Consider the following 25,508-nt stretch of genomic DNA (forward strand, 5'->3'; position numbering starts at 1 on the left):
AAGTTTTAGATTTATTCCCCGTAAACCCCTTTGTCTATAAAAACTAACATTCACAAGGTGTGATAAACAACACTTGTTCAGGATTTACGTAAAAGCATCTATGACATCTTCCTTTGATGATAAAATACTTAGTATTACGATCACAAACTTCACAACATCCCATAAACCTACCTGTTATAGTACATCCGTTGCGAAGTGTTACCCTTATTCTATCGCATCTATCAAAACAATCCATATCATGACATCCTGAGTGACTCATAGTATCCCTCCATTGTTTAAGTTTAAAGAATGTAATTAAACCACTCTTCTATATCAATATATTAAAAAACCATAGATACTGTTACTACTTTTACTATTTATATTAATTAGAAAATTAAAAACGTAATTAAATATACGGTTTAAAACAGGACTTTCTTAGAGCAAAAGATCTAACAAATCCTAAAATAAAAGTTAATTAACAAAATATTAATTGTATACTATAGAATTTTTATGTTCACTATGTAATAATACACTATATAATTATATTGGAATAATACATTTTTACTTTGGAGGTCTTATATGAAAATTTCACAGTTTATCCAGGGTTTTTTTGTTATGAGCTTTTATTTTATAATCTATGCTCATCTAGGTTGGTGCCTTGAAACTACATATGCTACCATTAAAAATAAAGCCTTTGTAAATAGGGGTTTTCTACATGGCCCCTATTGCTCCATGTATGGCTTTGGTGCTTTAAGCATTGTAATATTAGCAAAACCTTTTAAGCACAACCTAATTTTACTTTACCTATACTCTGTTATAATAACTACCATAATAGAATATATTACAGGGTATGTGCTAGAAAAGAGTTTTAACACAACTTGGTGGGATTATAGCCGTAGGCCCCTTAATCTTAATGGGAGAATATGTCTTTCATTTTCCTTACTTTGGGGATTAATATCTCTACTATTAGTTAAAGTTCTTCATCCTTTTTTCTCTAGATTTCAGTTTTTGATCTCTAGTCATATTGGTAAATTTTTTGTTTTATTAATACTACTAGGCATATTAGTAGACTTTATCTTAACCTTAAAATCTCTATCTAAACTAAACTACTCCTTAAACGAACTTAAGGACTTATATGAAGATTTTAAAGAAAAGATATTACTTAAATACAAAATTGAAGATGACTCTTATAGCGAAAGCTCTATATATAAAGAAAAGGTGTTAAATTCCTTTGAAGATTTTAAACAAAAATATGAAAATATGTATAATAAAATCCAAAAGCAATATTCAAGATATTTTAAAGCTTTTCCCAAATACACAAAAAATAAATTAAAGGCCTTTACTGAAGAACTTAAAGAAAAAATTCACTCTAGATTTAAATAATATTTACTATAGAAATAATAAAATTCTAAAACTTGCTCATATATAATTACGTAACCATCATATGGGCAAAGATGTATGACAAAGCCTAAATTAGAAATATACCATATGAAAGGAAGTATTGTTAAACATGGAAAAACCAAAACTAATAAAAGTTTTTGGATATATGTATCATCTTCATAAACGTAACTTTAAAACATATTTAAAAAAGAGAGATATTCCTAATAAAAAAGAAGAATTGAAATACAATTCTGTTCATTGGATTGGCCATGCTACTACCTTAATAAATATAGAAGGTAAAACCATAGTTACAGATCCTGTAACTAGCCCATATTTAGGACAACTAAAAAGGCAAGTAGAACCTTCTATGGACTTAAGTAATCTAAACATAGATTATATACTAATATCCCATGGACATATGGATCACTTAGATAAAAATACTATGAAAAAATTTAATAAAGATATTCCTGTAATTTGTCCAAAACAATATAAATCACTATTAAAACTATGGGGCTTTAAAAATCTTCATCTTATAATGGCAGGTGAAAGTTTTACTGATAATAACATTTCCATAGAAGCTTTTAGAGCAAATCATGATGGAAAAAGATATGCCTTTGGAAAACATAGTCCCTCAAATTCTTATCTTATAAAGAGTGCTAAAAAAAGTATATTCTTTGCTGGAGATACAGCTTTTACAGATACTTATAAAGGCATAAAATCAGATATATCCCTAATGCCTGTGGGATGCTATTTTCCCTCTGAATTTGAAAAAATGCACTGTAACCCTTATCAATCCTTTGAAATGTTTAGGATGATGGATTCTAAATTTATGGTACCTATACATTATAAAACTTATATCTTAGCACAAGATGATGATAGTAAAACCCTAGAAACTTTAGAAAAAATAAATGATGGTACTATTAAAATCATAGATATAGGTGAAACTTTGGAATTTTAATTATTTAATAAATAGTATAAAGTGTCATTATAGTTTTTTCTATCTTTTACGATATAGTATATGTAGTATACTATTGGATTTAACTTCAATATAACACTTCTACATCCAAATTTAGGAGGGGTTTAAAATGTTCAAAAACAAATTAAACAGGACATTAGATGAAATATCTATTCTCTATGAGAATAGTAAATTAAAAGAATTAGATACTGTAGGTAAGGATAATAAAAATGCCAAAAGTATAAAACTATTTTCTTCTCTTGCAAAATCCATTAAAATGGCAAGTCCTACTATTAATAAACTTATAAATGGTACTTTAAATCTTAGTGGAGAAGTTAGTAAATTATTTTTAGAGTTAGATTTTTTCTCTAAAAAACTTTTAAAAAGTTCCGATACTATAAAGTCTTCATGTGATAATCTTTCAGCCTCTGTAGAGGAAACTTCTAGTAGTATGAATAACGTAACTTCTTCCATGATAAAGACTACTGAATCAATAGAACATGCTTCTAAAAGTATTACTTCTGTTCTCCTTAAGATAGAAGATAATAACAACACATTAAATAATATTGTAGGGGTAAATGATAAAGTAAATAATGAAGCTCTTAATATGAATAGTAACTTTATCAAACTTTTAGAAGTAACAGAAAACATGAAGGAAATTGTATCTGGAATTAAAGATATTGCAAATCAAACAAATATGTTAGCACTTAATGCTAGCATTGAAGCTGCTAGAGCTGGGGAACAAGGAAAAGGTTTTGCAGTAGTTGCTGATGAAGTTAAAAAGCTCTCTTTAAATACCTCTTCACAACTTGAACAAATGGAGACTTTTATGGGGACTATAATAGAAGCCTCAAATAAAAGTAAGGAGAGTTTAGATACAACACTTAATACCCTAGGAAATTTAAATGTTGAAACTAGCAACCTTGAGAAATCCTTTTCTGAAAGTACAGATTCCCTAAAAGAAGCTACCCTGGATATGACTAGTATAACTTTAGAGGCAGAAGAGGTTTCAGCAGCAGCAGAGCAAATATCCGCAACCTTAGATTCCATTAATGAGGATACTTTAACCCTAGCAAATTTAGCCACAACCCTTACAGAAGATTCGACTACAACTTATAAATTAAGTGAGGACTTAAAAAATATAGAATCCGAACTAATTTCTTATGCTAACTCTGCAGGTTCTTTAAATTTAAACACAGAGTTTAAGCTCTCAAACGAAGACTTTATAAATTATATAGATAATGCCATAACTGCCCATAGAAACTGGTTTAATAATCTTGAGGAAATGGCTACTGAAATGAGCATAAAACCACTTCAAACTGACGGAAATAGATGTTTATTTGGGCATTTTTATAATTCCATAAAGCCTAAAAACGAAAAAATAGTCTCCCTTTGGAAAAACATAGATAGTATTCATATGAAGGTACATAGTCTAGGAAATGAGGCTATAAATGCTATTAAAAGAAATGATGATTCAACTGCTATTAATATTGTAAGAGAAGCAAGAGAAACTTCTAGCAAATTGATTTCCATATTTACAGAAGTAAAAAAAGAAGTTGCAAACTTAGACTCAAAAAAAGAAAGTGTATTTTAAAATACAATCTTATATGGTACTCCACTATAATTACTTCCTAATCTTTAAAGTAAAAGTACCTATAGTGCTTATATACCTAAATAAAAAGTTCTTCGCTTTAGTATGAATAAAAACTCTCTCTAAAGCAAAGAACTTTTTATTATAAAACATCAAATTACTTTCTGAAACAATGTCTGTATTTCTCCCCTTACATTCCCGTGTATAATAAGTAAAACCCTATTAATAAGATTAAAATAGAAAAGACTATTTTTAATATATTTCCTATTTTCATATATTTAGGCGAAGTACTTAAGGTTTCTATTATTCCAATAGAAGTTCCACTTAAAACTATAAGTACACAATGCCCTATGGAATAAACAAGTAGCATTAGAGCACCTAATAATATACTTCCCTTTCCTGCTACAAAAGCTAATATAGCCGCTAAAACTGGTGTTGAACATGGAGAAGATAAAACCCCTCCTAAAACTCCTAAAAAGAATGCCCCTAAAAAGCTTTTTCTCTCCTTAGGAATAGAACATGTTTCTGCCTTCTTTCCCCCTATTACACCCATCATATTTAAAGATAATATAATCATAAGTGTTCCTAAGAATAAGAACCACCATTTACCTGAAAAGTTTAGATATTTCCCTACATAAGCAGATACTATACCTAGTAAAGTAAAGGTTGTTATTATGCCAAGTGCAAAAATAAGAGAATATTTAAAGGCTGTTTTTTTGTCTTTTTTATCATTTTTCTCTACATATCCAATAATTAAGGGTATGGTAGAAAAAACACAAGGACTAAAGGAAGAAACAATACCAGCTAAAAATGCAAGAAAGAGAGCAAATAAGGGGTTATTCCCTAAGGTTTCTGTAAACAGATTAATTAAATTTTCCATAATCCTCTATCCTCTCCGTATCTAGGGCCTGTTGCACTAATGAGTTTACATATAACATATTGATTTGCAAATTTAAAATTATAACAATATATTGTAGTATTTACTCCTAATGCCACAGCCCTTATTAATTTTATTTAACTTTTCTTTAATTCAATAAACCTTCTAAAATCTCTTTAAATTTATCCTTATCTATGGTTCCTGCTTTATTATAAGTAAGATTCCCATCTTTATCATATATAACAAAGGTAGGGACTCCCATAACTCTATATTTTTCTGCAAGTTCGAAATTTTCTTTTTCATTATAATAATTTAAACCAACTTTATGAAAATTAACTTTATCCTTAAAGTCTTCTTTTAATTCATTTACGATGGGCTCCATCCATCCACAAGCTCCTCACGAGTCTGAACTAAATTCTATAACCAAAGGCTTTTTTTCTCCCATCTTCTTCTCTAAATTTTTTATATTATACTCTTCTTCTATGGTCTTTACATCTGCCATATTCTTGTTTTTAAGATAAAAATTCTTATATAGATACATGGAAGCAACTACAAACAATACTCCAAAAATTATGAATATCTTTGTATCCTTTTTCATGGAATCACTCCTTTATACTTGTATACCCTTATAGGGTATATTATATATATAATAATATCTATCATCTATTATGTCAAAAGTTTTTATGTTATAATATTTTTAAGTTTTCCTAGGAGGTGTCGTTTTTGAAACGAGTTTTTAAAGTAAATCTTTTGTTTTTAGCAATAATCGTTCTTCAAATATCTATGGCTTTATTCGGGGTACCCTTATTTAGTAAATATTTTTCCACAAATATTTTTCTAATAATAACCAGTGTACTATTTGTATACGCCCCTGCTATAATCTATATTTTAGTTAATAAACAATCTTTTAAAAAGACACTAAAGTTAAATAAGTTAGGCTCAGATAACGCTTTAAGTTGCTTTGCTATATTTTTACTCTTATTACCTGTTACATCTTTTTGTAACCTTTTAACCTCTATATGGTTTAAAAATAACGTACCAGCTGCCATGGAGCATACTTATAGTGGCTCTGCATTACTATTCTTCTTAACCCTTGCAGTAATGCCGGCTATAGGTGAGGAAATAGTTATGCGTGGAGTAGTGTTAGATGGCTATAAAAAGTTGAACATTCACACTGCAGCTTTAATGAATGGATTTTTATTTGGTATTATGCACTTAAATCCACCTCAATTTTTATATGCTTTTATACTAGGTGCAGTTTTCTCATATTTAGTTATATATACAAACTCCATATTTTCTTCTATGTTTGTTCACTTTTTATTTAATGGTCTTAGTTCAGCTGCATTTATTATAATGATGAAAAGTAAAGATTTATTAAAGGATAAAATGACAAAAGAAGCAACAAACATGGCAATGAGTTCAATTAATAAAGAATATATAACCATGTTAATAATAACAGGTATTTGCGCTATAATAGCACTGTTACTTATAGCACTTGTACTAAAAAAGGTTAAAATACGTAATAATTATGAAGAAAGAATGAAATTTGAAGAGCATACTTTTAATTTAGAAGAAGATGAAACTAGAGATGGTTTTCTAAATATTAATACTAAAAAAAGTAAGCTTATAGCTTACTCCCCAGTAGTTGTATCTGTATTACTTTTTATATTTATAATAATCTTAACAATATAATCTTAAAATACAACTATACTATCTTAAATATTCTAAATTTTAAAGGCTTTGTTAGCAATTTTGTTGATATGATGAAGTGACCCTCATATCAACATTTTCAGCTAACAAAGCCTTATATTATATCAAATATATATTGACTATGTATAACTTAATTTTCTCAAAAGCTTTGTTAGCGACTTTGTTGATATGATGGTTACGTAATCACATATGAACAAGCGTTAGAATTTGATTATTTCTGTAGTAAATATTACGTTAAAAAGTTTTAATGTTTGAGCATAGCGAGTTTTAAAACTTTAGTAATATTTACGGAGGAAATAATAGAAATTCTTAGCATAATGAAATAGTGATGAAGTGACTCTCATATCAACATTTTACACTAACAAAGCAAAGCCTATAAGGCTTTCTCTTCTTTAGTTAAAATCATCATTTGTCTAACCATAAAAACTGCTGTTAGTGCTGATGATAATAAGTCTGAAATAGGAGCTGACATCCAAACACCATTTAATCCAAAATATTTAGGAAGGACTACAAGTAAAGGTATTAATATTATAACCTGTCTTGATAGGGATAATAACATTGATATCATAGCCTTTCCAATAGCTTGGAAGAAGTTTGTTGAAACTATTTGGAATCCTATAACTGGTAACATAGCACAAGTTATTCTTATGGCATGAGTACCTAATTTCAATAATTCTGGATCATTTCCAAAAGGTAAAATCATATATTTAGGGAAAGCTTGAATTATTACAAAACCTACTACAAATATACTCGTTGCAGCTAATATAGCTAATTTTAGAGTCTCTTTAACTCTTTTGTATTCTTTTGCCCCATAATTATATCCTATAATAGGTTGTGACCCTTGGTTTATCCCAAATACGGGCATAAATATCATCATGGTTACACTGTTAATAGCCCCAATTACCCCTACAGATATATATCCTCCGTATTGATTTAAGGTTCTATTTTGTATAGCTGTAACTAAACTAGCAGCAATTTGCATTGCAAAAGGAGACATACCTATAGCAAAAATGCTCTTAACTAACTTCATATCAAGTTTCATATTTTTTCTTCTAAGTTTTAACATACTATTACCTTTTATAAAATATCTTAAAACCCATATACTATTAACTCCTTGAGAGATTATAGTAGCCAGAGCAGCCCCTTTTACTCCCATATGGAAAAACTTCATAAATATGTAGTCTAATATTATATTTAAAACTCCACCTATTAACATAGTGTACATGGCAACCTTTGGATTTCCCTCTGCCCTTATAATATTATTCATACCAAAACCTATGTTTTGAAGGACAATACCTAAAATTATTATGGTAATATACTGAACTGCATAATCTAAAGTTTCATGACTTGCACCAAAGGCTAATAATATCTCTTCTTTAAATATAAGACCAATAGTGGTTAAAATTAAAGAAAGTATAAGAATTAGGGTAAAAGAATTCCCCAAAATCTTCTCTGCTTCTTTCTCCTTATCTTCCCCAAGCCTTATAGAAACACATGCAGCTGCTCCTATACCAACTAACATACCAAAAGCCATAATTATAAAAGCTATAGGAAAGGTTGATGTAAGTCCTGATAGTGCCTTAGCACCCACGTAATTTCCTATAAACATTCTATCAACTATATTATAAAAAGCATTTACTATCATACCTGCTATGGCTGGAAGAGAAAATTTAAATAATAACTTGCCTACACTCTCTTCCCTCAATTGTTTAGATCTTTCCACATATAACACATCCTTTCTCTACTCTAAAGTGGAAAACTCTGTTTATATATTTTGTGAACTAATATTCATAAATTCACACTAAAAAAATAAACAGTTAAATATAATTATAATTTAGAGGGTCTAATTATGTCAATATAAAAGTTTATCCAATAACTGTCTGCTCTAATACTTCCATCTTCTCTAAAATGGGAGTAAAAACCCCATCTAAAACCAAGAACTATGTTTATTTTTAAATTCCTTTAAATTTATTAATTTAAGAATACATAGAACAGAAACAAAACTTAGGGAAGTTTCACTATGAATCCCCATGGTGAACAATACCCTAAGTCTATTAATACTTAATTTAGTTCTACATTTACCTTTGTTCCACCTTCACCCGCTGAAGTAGGTGTAACTATTAACTTTATTGGAACCCTATTTTTCAGCTCTTCTACATGGCTTATAATTCCAACAGCTCGCTTACTACTATGAAGATTTTCAAGTGAACTTATTACAATGTCTAAAAGATTACTATCTAAAGTTCCAAAACCTTCATCTAGGAAGAAAAACTCTAATGGTGCACTTCCTTTTAACTGAATTTGTGAAGATAAGGATAATGCCAGTGCCAAAGATGTAAGGAAGGTTTCTCCTCCTGATAAGGTGCTACAATCTCTTATAACTCCCCCATTCATATCATCTCTTATGGTAAAGTTTCCTTCTCCATCAATTTCTAGGGCATATCTATTTCCTGTTATATCTTTTAATCTTTTAGAAGCTTCAAAAGCTATATATTTTAATCTATTCATAGCTACAAATTCAACAAATTTATTTCCCTTAAAGAGCTTAATTATATCATCGATTAAACTCAATTTATGGTCTAATTCCTTTTCCTTTTCTTTTAATTTCTTAAGTTCCTCTAAATCTCTTTCCATATCTTTTATATATTTCTCAGTTGCTACCTTGTTTTTAACTACTAGCATATATTCGTTTTCTACATTTTTCTTTTTCTCTTCAACTTCTTTTATTTCAACTTCATCTACAATTCTACCTTCTAATTTTCCCTGTACTCTTTTTATATTATCTTTTAAAGTATTTAGTTCTTGTTCATAATCCTGTATATCTTTTTCTATGGATTCTATTCTTCCCTTATCCATATACTCTTCTAGACATTGGGCGATTCCTTGGAAACTGTTCTCTTCTAGTAAAACCTTAATTTGTTCTTCCCCTTTTAAACAAGTTTCCCCTAAATTTATCTTTGTTTGGCCAATCTTTATGGAATTATCCTTAAGTTCTTTTACCTTATTTTTAATGGACTCAATATCCTTTTTAGATTCTGTATATACCTTATTAATTCTCTCTATTTCTAAATTTATCTTTTGGAAAATCTCTTTTGGATCTCCTCCACTTGTAATTTCTAAAATTTCTTTTTCATAACCCTCTATGGTATTCTTTTTTTCCTTACCCACTTCTTCTATAGAACTCATTTTAGATTCTAATTCGCCTATTTCCTTGTTTAAAGTCTCCTTTAACTTTAAATCCTCATTTAGCTTTTCTCTAAGCTTTCTTATAGTCTCCCTTAGGGCTTTAACCTCTTTTTCCCTTTCCTTAACCTCTTCCCACTTCTCCACTACATTTTCTACATTAATCTGCCTTTTATAAAGTTCTATATCCTTGTTTAATCCTTCTAATATGTTATTTAAGCCTTCACTCTCTTCTTTTAATAACTTAACAGCACTTTCTTCCCCTTTTAATCTTTCACTTATGGTAGCTTCTTTAGAAAGTAGTAATTCTTTTTCCTTATTTAACTTTGAAAGTTCCTCTTCTAAATTAGTCTTTTCCTTTTCAAAACTTTCCATATCAATTTGTAATTTAGTAAACTCACTATTTTTATTCTCTAGATTCTTCTTCAATTCTTTTACATTTCCTATAGAAGCTAATTCCTCTCTATAAGCTTTTAAGGTATTTGTGCAATCCTCTTCTTGATTTTTAAGAATAACCAAATTATTATTTACACTATTTAATGATTCTTTTATGTTTTCTAAAGCGGTGTTAAGTTTATCTAGGGAATATTTTTTACTTTCTAATTCTATAGTGTCTACTTCTGGTAGTTCTCCCCTGTGATTAGTAGAACCACAAACAGGACATGGCTCCCCTTCTTTTAAGTCTTTAGCAATTAAATATGCTAAATTCTCTCTTTTTAATTCTTCCAGTAATTCTTCTTCTTTTTCTACTTCTTCTTTTTTAACCTTGTATTTTTTCTGTGATTCCTTCTGCTCTTCTTCAAGATTAACTTTAGTTAAAAGAATTTTTTTCATATTTTCTTCAGAATCTTGTATAATTTTCTCTAATTTTTCCCCTGATTTTACTTTTTCAGATAAAATACTAATTTCATCCTTAAGGGTTAAAGACAATTTATTATGTCCTGGGAAATTTTCTGCTAAATCCTTTTTCTTTTTTTCTTTTTCATCTATTTTTTTTAGGATTTCATCACTTAATTTAAGACAATTTTCATATTCAGCCTCTAAAATTTCTATGTTTTTTTCCTTTTCTTTTATCTTTTCTCTCTTTTCTTTTAAAGAATTAGAATTGCTTATAATCTCTCTATGAATTCCTAAAGATTTTTCTAGAATCTCTTTCTTGTCATCATCATACTCTAAATCTTTAATCTTATTATTTAAAGTATTTTCATGATTTTCATTGTTTTCTATTTCTAAAAAAATTTCCTTTAGTCTATCAGTCTTCTTGTTTTTTTCTTCCTTAACTTTCTTGTATTCGTCCCTTAAGACTTCTCTCTCTTTTCTTATAACTTCACACTTTTCATGTAAATCTAAGGCTCTAGATGTTTTCTCCTTGTTTTCAATAAGGTTTGGCAAAACATTAATCTTTTCTTCCTCTGCCTTTTCAAATTCTTTTTCTCTCTGCCTTAATATATTTTCATTTTCCTCTAATTCTTTATTAATTTTTAAAAATTGCTCTTCTATATTTTTTAGTTCTTCCTTATTCTTTTGAAACTCTTCTATATAAGGCTTAATTTTAAGGCTTCCCTTTGCTCTCTCCACCTTTATTTTATTTAAGTTAATTTCCTCTTCCTTTATAGCTAAAGTCTTTTCTCTATCTTTATAAGAGTCTAATTCTATAGTTAAGTTTCTCTTATCCTTTAAATTAATATAAGTTTTTTCTATTCCTTCTTTTTCATTTTTAAGTTTTTTCTCATTTTCCTCTAGGACTTTAAGTTCTAATTTTTTTTCATCAAAGGACTCTAAAGTTAAATTTTCATATTTTTTAAGCTCACCACTTAAAACATTTTTTTCATCCATATGTTTTCTATTAATATTTGCAATTTTCCTTGATATGTTATTCCCATATTTCTCAAGGGCAAAAATTCTCTCTAGCATATTTCTTCTATCTTTACCCTTTAATCCTAGAAACTCACTAAACTTACCCTGTGGCAAAACCACAGAACGAGTAAAGTCATCACATTTTAGCCCTATAATATCTACACATAGATTAGTAACCTCTATAGCACCTTCCCCTATTACATTAACTTTATTTTCCGTAACCTTTGCATAATCTGTTTTAGTCCTACCTTCTTTACTCTTTTTCATACATCTCTCTACAATATAGTTATTTCTATTACCATCTCTTAAAATTTCAAATTCGTATCTAACTATAACCTTATCGCAATTTGTGTTTATATAATTTTTAGTGTCCCTTGAAATTTCACCATATAAAGCTAAGGTAATAGCATCTAAAATAGTAGATTTACCACTACCCGTTGGTCCAAAAATCCCAAATAACCCTTTAGAAGTAAGCCTTTCAAAATCTATAGTTTGCTTTTCAATAAAACTGTTTAACCCTATAATATCTAGCTTTATAGGCTTCATTATTGCTCCTCCTCCTCTTCTTCCTCTGAAACTATTTTAAGGAATAAGTCTATAATCTCATTACTTGGCTGAACTTCCCTTTCCTTTTTATAAAAATCCACAAAAAGTTCTTCAAAGGTCTTTTCTGCATAACTTTTTAAATCTTCTTCATCCTCTTCACTATCTTTAATAATAGGTCTAATCTCCAATATATCCTTTTTAATAGTCTTCATAGCCTTTATATCTTCTTCATTTAAATATCTATCAGTTTTAACTTCTAGATACACCCAAACATTACGACTAGAATTTTCCCTACACATCTGTAGTGCCTCTTCAATGGAGTCACATTTCCAAACCTCAATAGGTTTATAACTCTTAAAATAAACCTGTTCCACTTCTGGTTTTTTACCACTAAATACTTCTACAATATAAGCTCCCTTTGTATACCCAATTTCACTTTTACTATATTGAAGAGGGGAACCTGAATACTTAATTATAGGAGATGATTTGCCCATATTTTCAGTCATACTTTCAGCGGTACTTTGAGTCATACTTTGAGGTTTATGTAAATGCCCTAGTGCAACATACTGAGCCTTCTCTGGGAAAATAGAATTTCTTATAGCAAGACTTCCCCCTAGCTGAATACTTCTCTCTGAATCGGACTCCTCTCCACCTATAACAAAAAGATGAGAAACTAAAAGGTTTATGGTATCATCTCTATATTTTTTCCCTAAATTATTAAATAGCTCCTTCATCCTATCTTCATAAGATTTTTGTCTTTCATTTTCCCCTAATTCCTCATATAAAACCTCATTTAACCTTTTTTCACTAGGATAAGGAATTGATAAAATCACAGCCTTTTCTCCATTTATATCAATTTCCACATACCCTTCTCCACTATCTACAATTCTATGATTTCCACAGTTTCCTATAGGAGCCACACTTTTAGGAGTAGCAAGCATTATAACCCCTTGTTCATAGGCTAATGGATTTGCAGCAACTAATCTCTCAGGATTATCATGATTCCCAGCTATAATGAAAACCATTCTTTTTCCCTCTGCTGTAATTTCCTTTAAAGTCCTATAAAACATCCTTTCGGCCCTTGCTGGCGGATTACTACTGTCATATATATCACCTGCAATAATTACAAGGTCTATGTCTTTTTCCTCTACTAAAGTCTTAAAATCCTCTAAAAACATTTCCTGTTCATCCATTCTACTGGCTCCCTCTAAACTTTTTCCAAGATGCCAATCAGAAGTATGTAATATCCTCATAATATCCCTCCTTAAAAGAAATCATATTATTACACCAACTTAATTTTAAATACATAATAAGCATTATAACCCTAATAAAGCATATATATATTATTACACGAACAGCGTAAAAAGTGAAATTTATTTATCCAATGACTATCTGGCATAATACTCAAATTTCTTCAAAATGAGAGTAAAGATTTTCACTAAAACTTTGAACTCTGCTTACCATATTTGTTTTATCTATAGTTAATTAAAATTCTATTTTCTTTGCTAATGTTTATTGAATTTTCTTGAAAATTATAATATTATAATACTACATAATAAATCTTTAAATAAGTAAAAAAGTAATATCCTATTATAAAAAATATATAGTATCCTTTAAAAAACATATTGATTTCCTTTTATCTCACTCCTAAAAAAGTGAGATTTTGTTTTTTTGTCTTGCTTTTAGACCTAGAAATATTAAAATATAAGTAAGGATTAAAGAAAGGGGACGATTAAATTTATGGATGCTATTTTTAAAAGAAGAAGTATTAGAAAATATAAACCAATTAAAATTTCTGAAGATATGATAGAAAACTTACTTCGTGCTGGTATGTGTGCACCTTCTGCTGTAAACCAAAAACCTTGGGAATTTATAGTTATAGAAGATAGAGAAACCCTGCATACCCTTGCGGATAAACACCCTTATGGAAAGATGCTACATAATTCCCCTCTATGTATATGTGTTTGTGCTAAAATGGATCTTGGAGATTTTAAACACTTCTGGCCTCAAGACTGTTCTGCAGCCACTGAAAATATCCTTATAGAAGCACAACACCTAGGTCTTGGTGCTGTATGGATGGGAGTTTATCCTGTAGAAGATTTAATTATGTTAGCTAAAGAAACCTTAAAACTTCCTGAGAATATAATGCCATTCTCATTTATTTCTATAGGATACCCTGATGAAGAAAAAAGATACCATGATAGATACGATAAAGAAAAGGTTCACTATAATAAGTGGTAACTAACTCTAAAAACAAATCTATATACTTAACTATAAACAAAACCATGCATAAAACGGTGTTTTATTTGCCATTTATGCATGGTTTTCTATGATTAATGTGTATTATGCAATATCACATTATTTATAATTATGCGGGGAGGTATTTTAAATATCTATAATGCTATATTAGCGTATTTCTTCGGGAGATAAATATGCAACAGCATATATACTATATCCTTTTCCACTTTTAACAGATCTACTGCTATATTCTATAGTGGCCTTATCTCCATTAACTGTAACAACCCTAGACCCATAATTGCCCGTGAACTCTTCTACAACTTTCCCATCTTTATCTTTTATCCTTATATAGTCAACTCCATAGTCTGCATCTATCTTATCAAAATATAATCCTAAAGTTTTAGCTCCATTTTTAGTTATGGTCTCTGTGTTATAGGAGTTTGTACTCTTATTGAAAACAGGTTCTATTTTCTTGTCTTCATAAAACCATTGTAATGGCTTATTATCTTCAACTGGTGTCTTTTTAAAATTAACTTTTAGTCTATATGGATCCTTTATTGCTTTTCCTGTACCTGATAATTTAATATAATATTTTCCCAAGTCGTTTAAATCAAAGGTTATATTCTTGCTAGAACTATTTTTATTATTATCACTTACTAGCTCCTGACCCTCTGAGTTCAATAAGCTTATATTTATGTCACCCCTTAAGTTTGTAAGGCTTATATCTACTTTACCCTTTTCATTTACCTCAAAATAGAAATGATCCAAATCATATTCTTTTGAAATATAAGAATCATATTCTTTATTAAATTCTAATCTTCCATAAGCTTTTTCTAAAGTGTCATTATCTTCGAAGGTATCTTTTATTTCTTCTCCTGGATTAGGGTTTTCTCCTCCATTATTATCATCTACCTCTTCTCCGATACCAACCTTAGCCCATGAGTTTATTGCAAGCTTATGCTCTTTACTATCCTTTCCATATAAATCTATAGAAGCTAAAATAACTGCATTCCTTGCATCCATAAAATTACTTCTAGGAGTTAGATAGTTAGCTAAAGCATGATAATAAATTTTTGCCATAGTAGCTTTTCCTGTTTCTCTACCCATTAAATAAGCTGCTTTATTTGGAATACCTGAATTAAAATGAACCCCACCATTATCATAATCTACATATAGATAGTCCTTCATATGATCAGGTTGGCTATATAGCCTAGGATTTTCCATACTCCTTAGAGCATCTCCCTCTATAGATGGAGTATAACTATCTTCACCAATTAACCAGTCATTCTGTTTATTTTCTATTGCCACCCCTATAATATCTGAAAATGCTTCATTTAAAGCTCCTGATTCATTTCTGTATTCAAGCCCTGCTGTATATTGAGTAACTCCATGAGTAAATTCATGAGCGGTAATATCCAATGAAGATGCAAAATTTGTAAATAAGTTACCATCTCCATCACCAAATATCATCTGCACCCCATTCCAAAATGCATTATTTAAGTTGTATCCAGCATGTACTGAAGAAATTATAGAAGAACCTCTTCCATCAAAACTATCTCTTTTTAAGATATTCTTATAGTAATCATAAACTTTACCTATATTGTAGTGAGCATCTACACCAGCTTTTTGTCTCTCATCCTGAAAAACCCCATCAGGATCACTGATTAAATACCCAGGAAGTTCACTGTAATATTGAGAATTATAGGCATCATAAGTTAATATTTGTCCTTTAGATGGTCTTGTTAAATCTTTTAAATAATAACTTCCATTTTCAAACACAGCATCTAAGGATTTTTCTTCTCCTTTAATACCTACTCCTCTAACTTTAACTGGTGATGCCCCATGTGCTAGTGCATTGTACTTGTCCACTATTTGTCCATCTTCAGCACTTACAAATACATGCCAAAATGCAGGTTCAGGTTCTACAGAAGAAATATTAACTAGATATACAGGCTTTAATTGATCCTCTACATCATATAAATAAAGTTTAGCCTGTACATGATAATCTTTATTTTCTTTACCTTTTAACTTAAGATTCTTTTCAGCTTTTTTAATTGCTGCATTTTCTTTTAATTTGACTTTTTCTTTAAAAGATTGTGGCTTTGATTTTGAATCAATTTTGCCATTTACACCATACACTTCATCCTGTTCATTTACATGAACTATAAGCTCACTACCATAAACAGGTATATCCTCTATATACATTTGTGTACGTAAATGTTTTTTACCATTTATATCTTTCTCTGTCCTTTCTATTTTGAAGCTTGTCCCCGAAAGATTAAAACTTGCATCTTCCATATCTCTAAAATGAAAGCTTCTAATTCTGTAATCTTCACTTAATGCCTCTTTTACAATCTTTGTAATATCATCTCCTTTCTTAGTATTATTGTTTTTAATATTTTTGTACTTCTCAAGATCTGTTTTAACTACAGATACAGATCTTTCATCTTTGGGAGGTCTGATTTCCTTTGAAGTCTTTCCACTTACTAAGATTCCTGAAGAAGTGAATGCTAGTGTAGACGCAATCATTACAGATAAAACTCTTTTCTTCATGTTAAATCTCCTCCTTAAAATATTACTTACATATTAATCATAATACTATTAACTGGGAAAGTAAACACTTTCTAATGAATTTTCTTAATATTCTCACTAATTACTTTTATTTTTTAAATATCTTAGACTATATTTATATTCTCCTTATATATTTCCCACTAAATGTAATAAACATCAGCATTGTTACTCCTTTAGTTCCTCATTATCCCCTTGTATATAAAAAAAATTACAGCTTAAAATTAAGCTGTAATCCTTGTACTAACTAGCTTTCCTCTTCAATACTATTCTTACAATTATAATTCCTATTAACACTCCTATGGAATCAATAAAAACGTCAAATATCTTTCCTTCTCGACCCTGTATAAAAATTTGATGAAATTCGTCGGTAAATGCATATAAAATTGTGACAAAGGCACTGCAAACACTAGCTTTATATAAGTTCTTTATATTCTTGTTTTTATATATTTTATGAAATCCATAATATAATAACATAAATAAAATTAAATACTCTGTTACATGAGCAGTCTTTCTAACTAAAATATTTAAATTTTCATATCCCAAAAAATCAACTATTTTACTATTGATTTTATATAATAAATCTACTATAAAGTTATTGTTTTTAGAAAAAATATCTCCAGGTTCATGAAAAAAATAAAATATAAGAACCATCCAAAGAATGGATGGCATAAAGAATTAAAAAGACCTAATAGATTTTATAGTTTAAAAATCATCCATTTAATGCTCTTTTAATTATATGTTTTACCGCCTCTAAAATATTATCTTCTATATGTATATTACAGCTATCTGCATGCTCTTCATAAGTTTTTCCGTAACCAGTTCTAACTAAAATACCCTTACCCCCTAAATTTACTACAGGTTCTAAATCTGATAATTTATCTCCTATTCCATAGCATAATTTAGGATCAAGATTATATTCTTCTATGGCTAATTTATATAGTCCATCCTTAGGTTTTCTACATTCACATTGAAGTTTATATTCACTAATACCATAAACAGGATGATGAGGACAATAATAAAAACCATCTATCTTTGTATTGTATTTTTTAAGCTCTTCCTGTATGTAATTATGTAACTTATGAACATCTAGTTCTTTATAGTACCCTCTTCCTACCCCTGCTTGATTTGTTACTACTATAACCTTATAATTGTTTTCATTAAGTAATTTTATAGCTTCTGTTGCACCAGTTATAAATTCAAAGTCCTCTATTTTATATAGATAATTTTTTTCAATGTTTATGGTACCGTCTCTATCTAAAAATACAGCTTTATTCATTGGAATCAGTTCCAAACAAATTTTGTTCTACTAAATCACATAATATATGCTCAATTAAAATGTGGCTTTCTTGTATTCTAGCCGTATCATTAGAAGGAACTATAATGGATATATCACTATGATTTTTATTTTCCCCTCCATCTCTACCTAGTAAGCCTATGTTAGTTAGACCTTTCTCATGAGCCTTTTTAAATGCTAAAGTTATATTTTCTGAATTTCCACTAGTACTAATTCCAATAAGAATATCGCCCTTATTTCCTAGTGCTTCTACTTGTCTTTCAAATATATTTTTATACTCATAATCATTACCTATAGATGTTAATATAGAGGAATTAGTAGTTAAGGCTATAGCAGGCAATGCCTTCCTGTCTAGTCTAAATTTACTTACAAATTCCCCAACCATATGTTGTGAGTCTGCAGCACTTCCACCATTTCCACATACTAAGACCTTATTACCTCTTTTGAAAGCCTCTATAATTACGTTAGCTACGTTTTCTATTAAATTTAAAAATTCTTTATCCTCTAAGATTCTCTTTTTAGGCTCAATACTTTCATGTATATATTTTTTTATTAAATCTATCATACCCCTTTTGCCTCCTATGATTTTTTATAAATAAACCCTATTAAATATCGTTTCCCCTTCTATGAACAATATTACTTTAAATTATGTATTATAAATCTTTCTTAACTTCAAATTTATAGTTACCTTCAATGGTATTTACCTCTACATTTTCATAATCCCATCTATCCTCATCTACACTCCAACTCTGCATTCCATTTAAGTCAAAGCTCCACTCAGTTAGCTGTCCTCCCATTTGTTGAAGTCTATCAGCTACTTTGTGCTTTTTATTATATGGGCAATATACAAGTAAATAACCGCCTCCACCAGCGCCTAATAATTTTCCTCCAATAGCTCCAGCCTTTAAAGCCTCTTCATATAGCTCATCAATTTTAGAATTTGATATTTTGGTACTCATTCTTTTTTTATTTTCCCAACCATAGTGAAGCAACCTACCAAAGTTATTTAAATTTCCTCTTAATAACTCTTTTTTCATAGCATAAGCTAATGCCTTTATTTCATGCATTGCACTTATTACGTCTTCCTCTTTATTTATATAGTTTTTCACTTGATCATTTATAATATTAGCTGAAACATGAATATTTCCTGTATAACATAAAAGCAAATTGTACTGTAATTCATTTAATGTGCTTCTAGGTATTTTTAGTGGGTTAACTATAACCTCACCCTTGTTTATTTCCATAAAATTAACTCCACCAAAAGCTGCTGCATATTGATCTTGATATCCTCCAGAAATTTTAAGGTCATTTCTTTCAACCTCATAAGCTAAATCAGCTAATGCATATTGATCTAGAGCTACGCCTTTCCACTTTGCTAGAGCACCTAAAATAGCCACCACTACTGTAGAAGAAGTTCCAAGCCCTGAGCCTGCTGGGGCATCACATTGAAGATAAACTTCGCAACCTTCCCTTATGTTCATCTTTTTTAAGGCTGCCTTAACTAAGTCTAATTTTCCATCATATATTAAATTATCATGGCAATTATAATTTACAGTCATATCAAAGTCCAAGGAATTAACTCTTATCTCATTAGTATTATTAGGCACAATGGAACAATAAGCATATTTATCTATGGTGGTATTTAAAACTACCCCTATATGATCATTACAGTAAGGGGCTACATCGGTTCCACCACCTCCAAAACTTATCCTAAGTGGTGCTTTTGCTCTAATAATCATATAATTACCCCCTGTTTTATATCTTCGCAAAACTTTAAGTAATCTTCAGGTATCCCTATATCTATAAAATAATTCTTAAACTTAAAACCACACATATAAACTTCTTTCACTAAATCCGGTAATATATCTTTTTCTAAAGATACATTCTTATTCTCTTCTATATAATTTAATATACTTGAATCAATAAGATAAACTCCTGCATTTATATATTTACCTTTATCTATACAGTTATCATTACTTATATGATTTTTTTTATTTATATCTCTTCTCTCATCTATCCACTTATACTTACTTATATCTTTGTCTTTATTTAAATTTAAATCTACCTTTTCTTCAAAACTTAGAATTTGTGAATTCTCTGCAAGCTTTACACTACCATATCTACTGCCATCTTCTACTTTTCTAAGTGCCATAGTAAAGAATGACTTACTTTCTCTATGAAAATCCATCATAGCTTTAAGATTTACATTAAGATAGGTATCACCATTTAATACAAAAACTTCATCATGTTTTATAAACCTTTCTGCATTCTTAATGGCTCCCCCTGTTCCTAGAGGACTTTCTTCCTTAGAATAATCAATATTGACACCTAGATGTTCTCCATTTCCAAAATACTCTCTTATAATATCTTCCTTATATCCAGTAGCAAGTATTATATCTTTAATCCCCATAGATTTTAAGTTATTTATAACATACTCTAAAAAGGGTTTACCATTTACTAGTGCCATTGGTTTAGGTCTATCCTTTACAACCTGTCTTAACCTAGTGCCTAATCCCCCAACTAAGATTATAGCTTGCATAACCTCACTCCAATTCTTAATTACATTTAATTATCCATGTAGTTTATAAAATCATAAAGCACTCAATTAAAAGTTTTCTTTAAATAAAGCCTTACTTATCCATATGGTCTATAAAATCCTTTAGGGCCTCTTCCCAAGTACGCATATTATCTCCAATAGTACATTTAAGCATTTGATTTTCTAAATAAGAGTACTTTGGTCTTTCTGCCACTGTAGGAAATTCCCCTGTACTGCATGGAGATACTTCACAATCTATTCCTGAAAACTGTATTATCTTACATGCAAAATCATACCAAGTACAAGGGCCTTTTCCTGCACAATTATAAATTCCATACTCTTTAGTAGCTAAAAGCTTTAAAATATGGTAAGCTAAATCTTCGCAATTAGTAGGACTACCAACTTGGTCATTTACAACCTTTAATTTACCCTTCTCTCTACCATTTTTAATTATAGTATATACAAAATTCTTTCCACTCTTACCATAAAGCCAAGAAGTTCTAATTATAAAATATCTAGAAGAAAATTCCCTTACATATTCTTCTCCTAAAAGCTTAGTTTTTCCGTAAACACTTTTAGGATCTACCTTATGATATTCCTTAAATGGAGTGTTTCCTTCCCCACTAAATACATAATCTGTGGATATGTGTACAAGTTTTGCTCCTATTTGTTCACAAATAATAGCCAAATTTCTAGGACCTAAGGAGTTTACTTTAAAAGCTAAGTTAGACTCACTTTCACAAAGATCTACTTTTGTATATGCAGCACAATTTATAACAACATCAGGCTTTACCTCTTTTAATACCGCTTCTACCATAGACAAATTTGAAATATCTAATTCACTTTTATTTAATGGAACTATAGAAGTATTTAATAGCTCTTTTGGAATAGCTCCTAAGGAGGATTTCTGCAATTTTAAAACTCTACACACCTCTGTAGCTAATTGTCCCCCGGCTCCTGTTATTAAAATCTTCATATGTAACCTCCCTCTCCTGTATAACTATTATTTTCCTTTAGTATTACTTACTTATTACTCACTACTTATTCGCTACCCACTATTTCACTATTACTTATTACTTATTCACTATTACTTGCTCATTACCAATTGTTAACTTGTTCACTATTAATTATTACTTACCCACTGTTAACTGTTCACTACTCACTATGCACTATTTTTTTATCTTAATAATATCTTTTATAGTACTATACTTAATAGAGCGAATCATCTCATTAAAAGCATCGCTACTTTCAATTTGGAATTCACGAACAGGGTCTTGTTGTCTATAAGATCTTAATTTAATTCCCTGTTTTAAATGTTCCATATTATCTAAATGGTCTATCCACTTTTCATCTACATTGCTAAGAAGAATTTCTCTCTCCTTTGTTAAAAAGGCTTCTTCTAGCTCAAAACTTTCTTTTATATCTTTATATATAAGCTCTATAGCATTTTTTATCTTTTCAGAAATTACCTCTTGTGAGCATTCTTTTAAATTCTCGAAACTTATATCTTCACCCTCAACACCAAAATCTTTTAAAAATAATATAAGTTTCTTTAAGTTCTTTTCAAATAGCTGTTTTTCATTTTTGTTATCTTCACCCTCTATTAAGATTAAGTGTTCATCTACCATATCCTTAGCTACAGAACTTATCATATCTTCAATATAACTACTAATATCCCCTTCATCTAAGACGATATTTCTCTGATCATAGATTACAAGTCTTTGCTTATTTAATACATCATCAAAACCTATAAGATTTTTTCTAACTTCAAAGCTATCTCCCTCTACATTTTTTTGTGCATTTTCAATAGCTTTGTCTATATGTTTATTTTCTATAGGTTTATCTTCTGGAAGTTCATGAACTCCAAATAAGGTATTAAATCTATCCACTTCAAAAACTTTTAAAAGCTCATCTTCAAGAGAAATATAAAACTGCGAACTACCAACATCTCCTTGACGCCCTGATCTTCCTTTTAACTGATTATCTATTCTTTTAGCTTCATGTCTATCAGTACCTATAACTCTAAGACCACCTAATGCCTTAACTTCATCAGTAATTTTTATATCAGTTCCACGACCTGCCATGTTGGTTGCAATAGTTATAGCACCTTTTTCTCCTGCCATTTCTATAATCTTTGCTTCTTTTTCATGATTTTTAGCATTAAGCAGATAGTGTTTAATTCCTCTTCTCTTTAGAAGGTAAGATATATCCTCTGATTTCTGAATACTAGAAGTTCCAACAAGCACTGGTTGGCCCTTTTCATGACAACTTATTATATCCTCTATAATTGCCTTGTACTTTCCTTTTAATGTCTTATATACAATATCCTTATGATCCACTCTTCTTACAGGCTTATTAGTAGGAATAACTATAACATCTAATCCATAGATCTCTTGAAATTCCGTCTCTTCTGTAACTGCTGTACCAGACATACCAGATAATTTATTGTACATTTTAAAGTAATTTTGAAGAGTAATAGTAGCTAGTGTCTTAGATTCACTTTGTATCTTTACACCTTCCTTAGCTTCTATAGCTTCGTGAAGACCTTCACTAAATCTTCTTCCTTCCATAACTCTTCCTGTGAATTCATCAACTATAAGAATTTCACCTTTTTTAATTATGTAGTCTTTATTTAAATGCATAGTATAATTAGCTCTTAGTGCTTGAGTTATATGATGCTGGAGTTCCCTATTTTCTAAATCAGCATAGTTTTTTATATTAAAAACTTTTTCAAGTTTCTCTATTCCACTTTCGGTTAAAATTACTGCCTTACCTTTTCTGTCCACTTCAAAGTCTTTATTCTTTTTAAGACTTTTTACAAATCTATCTACAGTTATATAAAATTTAGTTGGTTTTCCACCTTCCCCTGAAATAATAAGAGGTGTTCTAGCTTCATCAATTAAAATAGAGTCTATTTCGTCTACTATGCAATAATTTAATCCTCTTTGAACTCTCTCTTCTTTTTTTGTTGCCATATTGTCTCTTAAATAGTCAAAACCAAATTCACTATTAGTTCCATATACAATATCCGAAGCATACTGAGCTCTTCTCTCGTGAGGTTCCATATCATGAAGAATAACTCCAACATTTAAACCTAAAAATTCATGAACCTTACCCATTTCATCTCTATCTCTTTTAGCTAAATAATCATTAGTGGTTATAATATGTACACCTTTTCCTGTTAAGGCATTTAAATAAGAAGGAAGTGTTGCAACTAAAGTTTTTCCTTCCCCAGTTTTCATCTCTGCAATTCTTCCTTGATGAAGAACCACACCACCAATTAACTGAACCCTATAGTGTTTCATACCTAAAACCCTAAAGGCAGCCTCCCTAACTACAGCAAAAGCTTCTGGGAGAATACTCTCTAAAGTTTCTCCATTATTTATTCTTTCTTTAAATTCCACAGTTTTATTTCTAATGTCTAAATCTGAAAGCAGGGAAATTTCCTCTTCCAAACTTTCAACTTTATTTATTATAGGGTTAATTCTTTTAAGCTCTCTTTCACTATAGTTCTTAATTATATTTAAAAATCCTTCCATAAACTGTCCCATCCTTAACTTATAATATAAAGCAACTACCTTTAATTATACATTATTTAAAAAATTTCTGCCATAATAAAAAGAAATGAAAAAAAGACCAATCCTAAGATTAGTCCTCTCTTCATTTATCTAAATAGAAGCGCTAATGCAACTCTCTACTACCATATTAGAAATCCTATAATATCTCTGACTTAATTATATCACATATATAAATAAAATTAAATACAAAATTTGTTCCTATTATGGAATATTTAATGTGAAATTTTAATTAACTTTAATAATTAGTAAGATATTATATTATTTTAAAGTTGAAATTACATTAAAAATAGTAAATAAATTATATGATAACCTTAAAATTATATAGTTTGATTAAGGGATAACTTATATACATAGTCTTTAATTGGATTTAACATAATTACATCCCTAGGAACCTTTAAACTAAGTAACTTCCCCTTATTCTTTTGCACTAAAACCCCTTGTTCACTTAAATTTATAGAACCTATGTATATAGGAAGATCTTCTTTTAAAGATATAGAAATAGGAATAGAATTTAATACTATATCTCTATTACTTCCATTTCTAAGAAGAAGAATAACATTGATACCATCTTCCTCACCTAGTGCAAAAATAGGGTCTATAATAAATTCCCCTTCCCTTAAAGAAGGTATACCATAAAATTTTTCTCTAAAAAACTCCTTAGATGCTTCTGGGAGATCCTCTTGTAAGAAGTTTTCCATATCCATATCTTTTATGGCAGAAACCTTTAACTCCTCTAAGGATGAAAAAGTTATACTTAAATCTTTTTCTAATTCATTTATATGTAGGCCCTTAAATAAAAATTCATAATAAAAACTAGAATTTGCCTCTATTCTAACATCACCCTTAAAGTTAACTACTTCTCTTCCTTTAACTTTACCCTCTTTGTTTATAATAGAAAATTCAATATTATATAATTCCACAGGATTATTAGAAGTATTTATAAAGAATACCCCAGCTTCTATGCCCTCAAATCCATGATAGGTATATACTGTTTCTATAGTTAATAAATTTTCCTCTTTATATTCAGGTATTTTCTTATATTCCTTATAAATGTTTTCTTTTTTAAATTCAGAAGTACCATAATCAAAGTTTAAGGGCATTTTATCCTTAAACATCTCTTCTATATTTAATCTTTTTTCTAATTGACTGTTTATATCTATTGGCTTTTTAAATAGCTTATCAAATAAACTTGACATATGTACATTTCCTCCTT

At 29.5% G+C, this 25,508-nt stretch carries 19 protein-coding genes and 2 pseudogenes; 5 read left to right on the forward strand and 16 right to left on the reverse strand.

Going from position 1 to position 25,508, the window contains the following annotated elements; translation table 11 throughout:
* Window positions 1–43: 43 nt before the first annotated feature.
* Window positions 44–259, reverse strand: a complete 216-nt coding sequence (locus FNZ64_RS02765) for a hypothetical protein (RefSeq protein WP_142413343.1) — start codon at window positions 257–259, stop codon at window positions 44–46.
* 299 nt (window positions 260–558) lie between these two features.
* Between FNZ64_RS02765 and FNZ64_RS02770 the strand changes: the two genes are divergently transcribed.
* From FNZ64_RS02770 to FNZ64_RS02780, 3 genes are all read left to right on the forward strand, one after another.
* On the forward strand, window positions 559–1,362 hold the full coding sequence (locus tag FNZ64_RS02770; protein WP_142413344.1) for a putative ABC transporter permease: 804 nt from the start codon (window positions 559–561) through the stop codon (window positions 1,360–1,362).
* Between the two features lie 127 nt (window positions 1,363–1,489).
* The gene (locus FNZ64_RS02775) at window positions 1,490–2,317 is read left to right on the forward strand and encodes an MBL fold metallo-hydrolase (protein ID WP_142413345.1); all 828 of its coding nucleotides are present in this window, start codon (window positions 1,490–1,492) and stop codon (window positions 2,315–2,317) included.
* A gap of 127 nt (window positions 2,318–2,444) precedes the next feature.
* Window positions 2,445–3,908 carry a methyl-accepting chemotaxis protein gene (locus FNZ64_RS02780; RefSeq protein ID WP_142413346.1) on the forward strand — a complete coding sequence of 488 codons (1,464 nt, stop codon included), beginning with the start codon at window positions 2,445–2,447 and terminating at the stop codon, window positions 3,906–3,908.
* 187 nt (window positions 3,909–4,095) lie between these two features.
* Here FNZ64_RS02780 and FNZ64_RS02785 read toward each other — a convergent pair whose 3' ends face one another.
* The 3 genes and pseudogenes from FNZ64_RS02785 to FNZ64_RS02795 form a co-directional block, all read right to left on the reverse strand.
* Window positions 4,096–4,785, reverse strand: a complete 690-nt coding sequence (locus FNZ64_RS02785; RefSeq protein WP_142413347.1) for a cytochrome c biogenesis CcdA family protein — start codon at window positions 4,783–4,785, stop codon at window positions 4,096–4,098.
* Window positions 4,786–4,930: 145 nt separating this feature from the next.
* Window positions 4,931–5,167, reverse strand: a pseudogene (locus FNZ64_RS02790) (thioredoxin family protein); the annotation flags it as partial.
* 12 nt (window positions 5,168–5,179) lie between these two features.
* Window positions 5,180–5,380 carry a hypothetical protein gene (locus FNZ64_RS02795; RefSeq protein ID WP_142413349.1) on the reverse strand — a complete coding sequence of 67 codons (201 nt, stop codon included), beginning with the start codon at window positions 5,378–5,380 and terminating at the stop codon, window positions 5,180–5,182.
* 125 nt (window positions 5,381–5,505) lie between these two features.
* On the opposite strand from FNZ64_RS02795, the gene FNZ64_RS02800 reads away from it, so the two are divergent.
* A complete protein-coding gene (locus tag FNZ64_RS02800) occupies window positions 5,506–6,474 on the forward strand; it encodes a CPBP family intramembrane glutamic endopeptidase (RefSeq protein ID WP_142413350.1) in 969 nt (322 codons plus the stop codon).
* Between the two features lie 391 nt (window positions 6,475–6,865).
* Here FNZ64_RS02800 and FNZ64_RS02805 read toward each other — a convergent pair whose 3' ends face one another.
* The 3 genes from FNZ64_RS02805 to FNZ64_RS02815 form a co-directional block, all read right to left on the reverse strand.
* Window positions 6,866–8,215 (reverse strand): MATE family efflux transporter, encoded by a 1,350-nt coding sequence (locus FNZ64_RS02805; RefSeq protein WP_142413351.1) that lies wholly within the window; start codon window positions 8,213–8,215, stop codon window positions 6,866–6,868.
* 338 nt (window positions 8,216–8,553) lie between these two features.
* On the reverse strand, window positions 8,554–12,078 hold the full coding sequence (locus FNZ64_RS02810) for an AAA family ATPase (protein WP_142413352.1): 3,525 nt from the start codon (window positions 12,076–12,078) through the stop codon (window positions 8,554–8,556).
* Window positions 12,078–13,331, reverse strand: coding sequence for an exonuclease SbcCD subunit D (locus tag FNZ64_RS02815; protein WP_142413353.1), 1,254 nt, complete (start codon window positions 13,329–13,331; stop codon window positions 12,078–12,080). The genes FNZ64_RS02810 and FNZ64_RS02815 overlap by 1 nt, the downstream gene beginning before the upstream one ends.
* Before the next feature lie 487 nt (window positions 13,332–13,818).
* Between FNZ64_RS02815 and FNZ64_RS02820 the strand changes: the two genes are divergently transcribed.
* Window positions 13,819–14,319 carry a nitroreductase family protein gene (locus FNZ64_RS02820; RefSeq protein ID WP_142413354.1) on the forward strand — a complete coding sequence of 167 codons (501 nt, stop codon included), beginning with the start codon at window positions 13,819–13,821 and terminating at the stop codon, window positions 14,317–14,319.
* A gap of 165 nt (window positions 14,320–14,484) precedes the next feature.
* On the opposite strand, the gene FNZ64_RS02825 is transcribed toward FNZ64_RS02820, so the two are convergent.
* From FNZ64_RS02825 to FNZ64_RS02865, 9 genes and pseudogenes are all read right to left on the reverse strand, one after another.
* On the reverse strand, window positions 14,485–16,869 hold the full coding sequence (locus FNZ64_RS02825; RefSeq protein WP_142413355.1) for a M4 family metallopeptidase: 2,385 nt from the start codon (window positions 16,867–16,869) through the stop codon (window positions 14,485–14,487).
* 258 nt (window positions 16,870–17,127) lie between these two features.
* Window positions 17,128–17,556 (reverse strand): VanZ family protein, encoded by a 429-nt coding sequence (locus tag FNZ64_RS02830; protein WP_142413356.1) that lies wholly within the window; start codon window positions 17,554–17,556, stop codon window positions 17,128–17,130.
* 40 nt (window positions 17,557–17,596) lie between these two features.
* On the reverse strand, window positions 17,597–18,163 hold the full coding sequence (locus tag FNZ64_RS02835; RefSeq protein WP_142413357.1) for a D-glycero-alpha-D-manno-heptose-1,7-bisphosphate 7-phosphatase: 567 nt from the start codon (window positions 18,161–18,163) through the stop codon (window positions 17,597–17,599).
* On the reverse strand, window positions 18,156–18,746 hold the full coding sequence (gene gmhA / locus FNZ64_RS02840) for a D-sedoheptulose 7-phosphate isomerase (protein WP_185903657.1): 591 nt from the start codon (window positions 18,744–18,746) through the stop codon (window positions 18,156–18,158). Before gmhA ends, FNZ64_RS02835 begins: the two co-directional genes overlap by 8 nt.
* 88 nt (window positions 18,747–18,834) lie before the next feature.
* Window positions 18,835–19,920, reverse strand: coding sequence for a GHMP family kinase ATP-binding protein (locus FNZ64_RS02845; protein WP_142413358.1), 1,086 nt, complete (start codon window positions 19,918–19,920; stop codon window positions 18,835–18,837).
* Window positions 19,917–20,720, reverse strand: coding sequence for a nucleotidyltransferase family protein (locus FNZ64_RS02850; protein WP_142413359.1), 804 nt, complete (start codon window positions 20,718–20,720; stop codon window positions 19,917–19,919). Before FNZ64_RS02850 ends, FNZ64_RS02845 begins: the two co-directional genes overlap by 4 nt.
* Before the next feature lie 91 nt (window positions 20,721–20,811).
* Window positions 20,812–21,693 (reverse strand): dTDP-4-dehydrorhamnose reductase, encoded by an 882-nt coding sequence (gene rfbD, locus FNZ64_RS02855; protein WP_142413360.1) that lies wholly within the window; start codon window positions 21,691–21,693, stop codon window positions 20,812–20,814.
* Window positions 21,694–21,892: 199 nt separating this feature from the next.
* Window positions 21,893–24,256, reverse strand: a pseudogene (gene secA, locus FNZ64_RS02860) (preprotein translocase subunit SecA); the annotation flags it as partial.
* 356 nt (window positions 24,257–24,612) lie between these two features.
* Window positions 24,613–25,491, reverse strand: a complete 879-nt coding sequence (locus FNZ64_RS02865) for an SLAP domain-containing protein (protein WP_142413362.1) — start codon at window positions 25,489–25,491, stop codon at window positions 24,613–24,615.
* Between the last annotated feature and the right edge of the window lie 17 nt (window positions 25,492–25,508).

This window comes from Hathewaya massiliensis (genome assembly GCF_902143515.1).
Classification (GTDB): domain Bacteria; phylum Bacillota; class Clostridia; order Clostridiales; family Clostridiaceae; genus Hathewaya; species Hathewaya massiliensis.

Excerpts from the sequence above, each read along its gene's own strand:
- FNZ64_RS02825 (WP_142413355.1), bottom strand. The coding sequence starts at position 16,869 with ATGAAGAAAAGAGTTTTATCTGTAATGATTGCGTCTACACTAGCATTC.
- FNZ64_RS02830 (WP_142413356.1), bottom strand. The coding sequence starts at position 17,556 with ATGCCATCCATTCTTTGGATGGTTCTTATATTTTATTTTTTTCATGAA.
- FNZ64_RS02810 (WP_142413352.1), bottom strand. The coding sequence starts at position 12,078 with ATGAAGCCTATAAAGCTAGATATTATAGGGTTAAACAGTTTTATTGAA.
- FNZ64_RS02770 (WP_142413344.1), top strand. The coding sequence starts at position 559 with ATGAAAATTTCACAGTTTATCCAGGGTTTTTTTGTTATGAGCTTTTAT.
- FNZ64_RS02765 (WP_142413343.1), bottom strand. The coding sequence starts at position 259 with ATGAGTCACTCAGGATGTCATGATATGGATTGTTTTGATAGATGCGAT.
- rfbD (WP_142413360.1), bottom strand. The coding sequence starts at position 21,693 with ATGAAGATTTTAATAACAGGAGCCGGGGGACAATTAGCTACAGAGGTG.
- FNZ64_RS02780 (WP_142413346.1), top strand. The coding sequence starts at position 2,445 with ATGTTCAAAAACAAATTAAACAGGACATTAGATGAAATATCTATTCTC.
- gmhA (WP_185903657.1), bottom strand. The coding sequence starts at position 18,746 with ATGATAGATTTAATAAAAAAATATATACATGAAAGTATTGAGCCTAAA.
- FNZ64_RS02820 (WP_142413354.1), top strand. The coding sequence starts at position 13,819 with ATGGATGCTATTTTTAAAAGAAGAAGTATTAGAAAATATAAACCAATT.
- FNZ64_RS02835 (WP_142413357.1), bottom strand. The coding sequence starts at position 18,163 with ATGAATAAAGCTGTATTTTTAGATAGAGACGGTACCATAAACATTGAA.
- FNZ64_RS02815 (WP_142413353.1), bottom strand. The coding sequence starts at position 13,331 with ATGAGGATATTACATACTTCTGATTGGCATCTTGGAAAAAGTTTAGAG.
- FNZ64_RS02850 (WP_142413359.1), bottom strand. The coding sequence starts at position 20,720 with ATGCAAGCTATAATCTTAGTTGGGGGATTAGGCACTAGGTTAAGACAG.
- FNZ64_RS02795 (WP_142413349.1), bottom strand. The coding sequence starts at position 5,380 with ATGAAAAAGGATACAAAGATATTCATAATTTTTGGAGTATTGTTTGTA.
- FNZ64_RS02785 (WP_142413347.1), bottom strand. The coding sequence starts at position 4,785 with ATGGAAAATTTAATTAATCTGTTTACAGAAACCTTAGGGAATAACCCC.
- FNZ64_RS02845 (WP_142413358.1), bottom strand. The coding sequence starts at position 19,920 with ATGATTATTAGAGCAAAAGCACCACTTAGGATAAGTTTTGGAGGTGGT.
- FNZ64_RS02775 (WP_142413345.1), top strand. The coding sequence starts at position 1,490 with ATGGAAAAACCAAAACTAATAAAAGTTTTTGGATATATGTATCATCTT.
- FNZ64_RS02865 (WP_142413362.1), bottom strand. The coding sequence starts at position 25,491 with ATGTCAAGTTTATTTGATAAGCTATTTAAAAAGCCAATAGATATAAAC.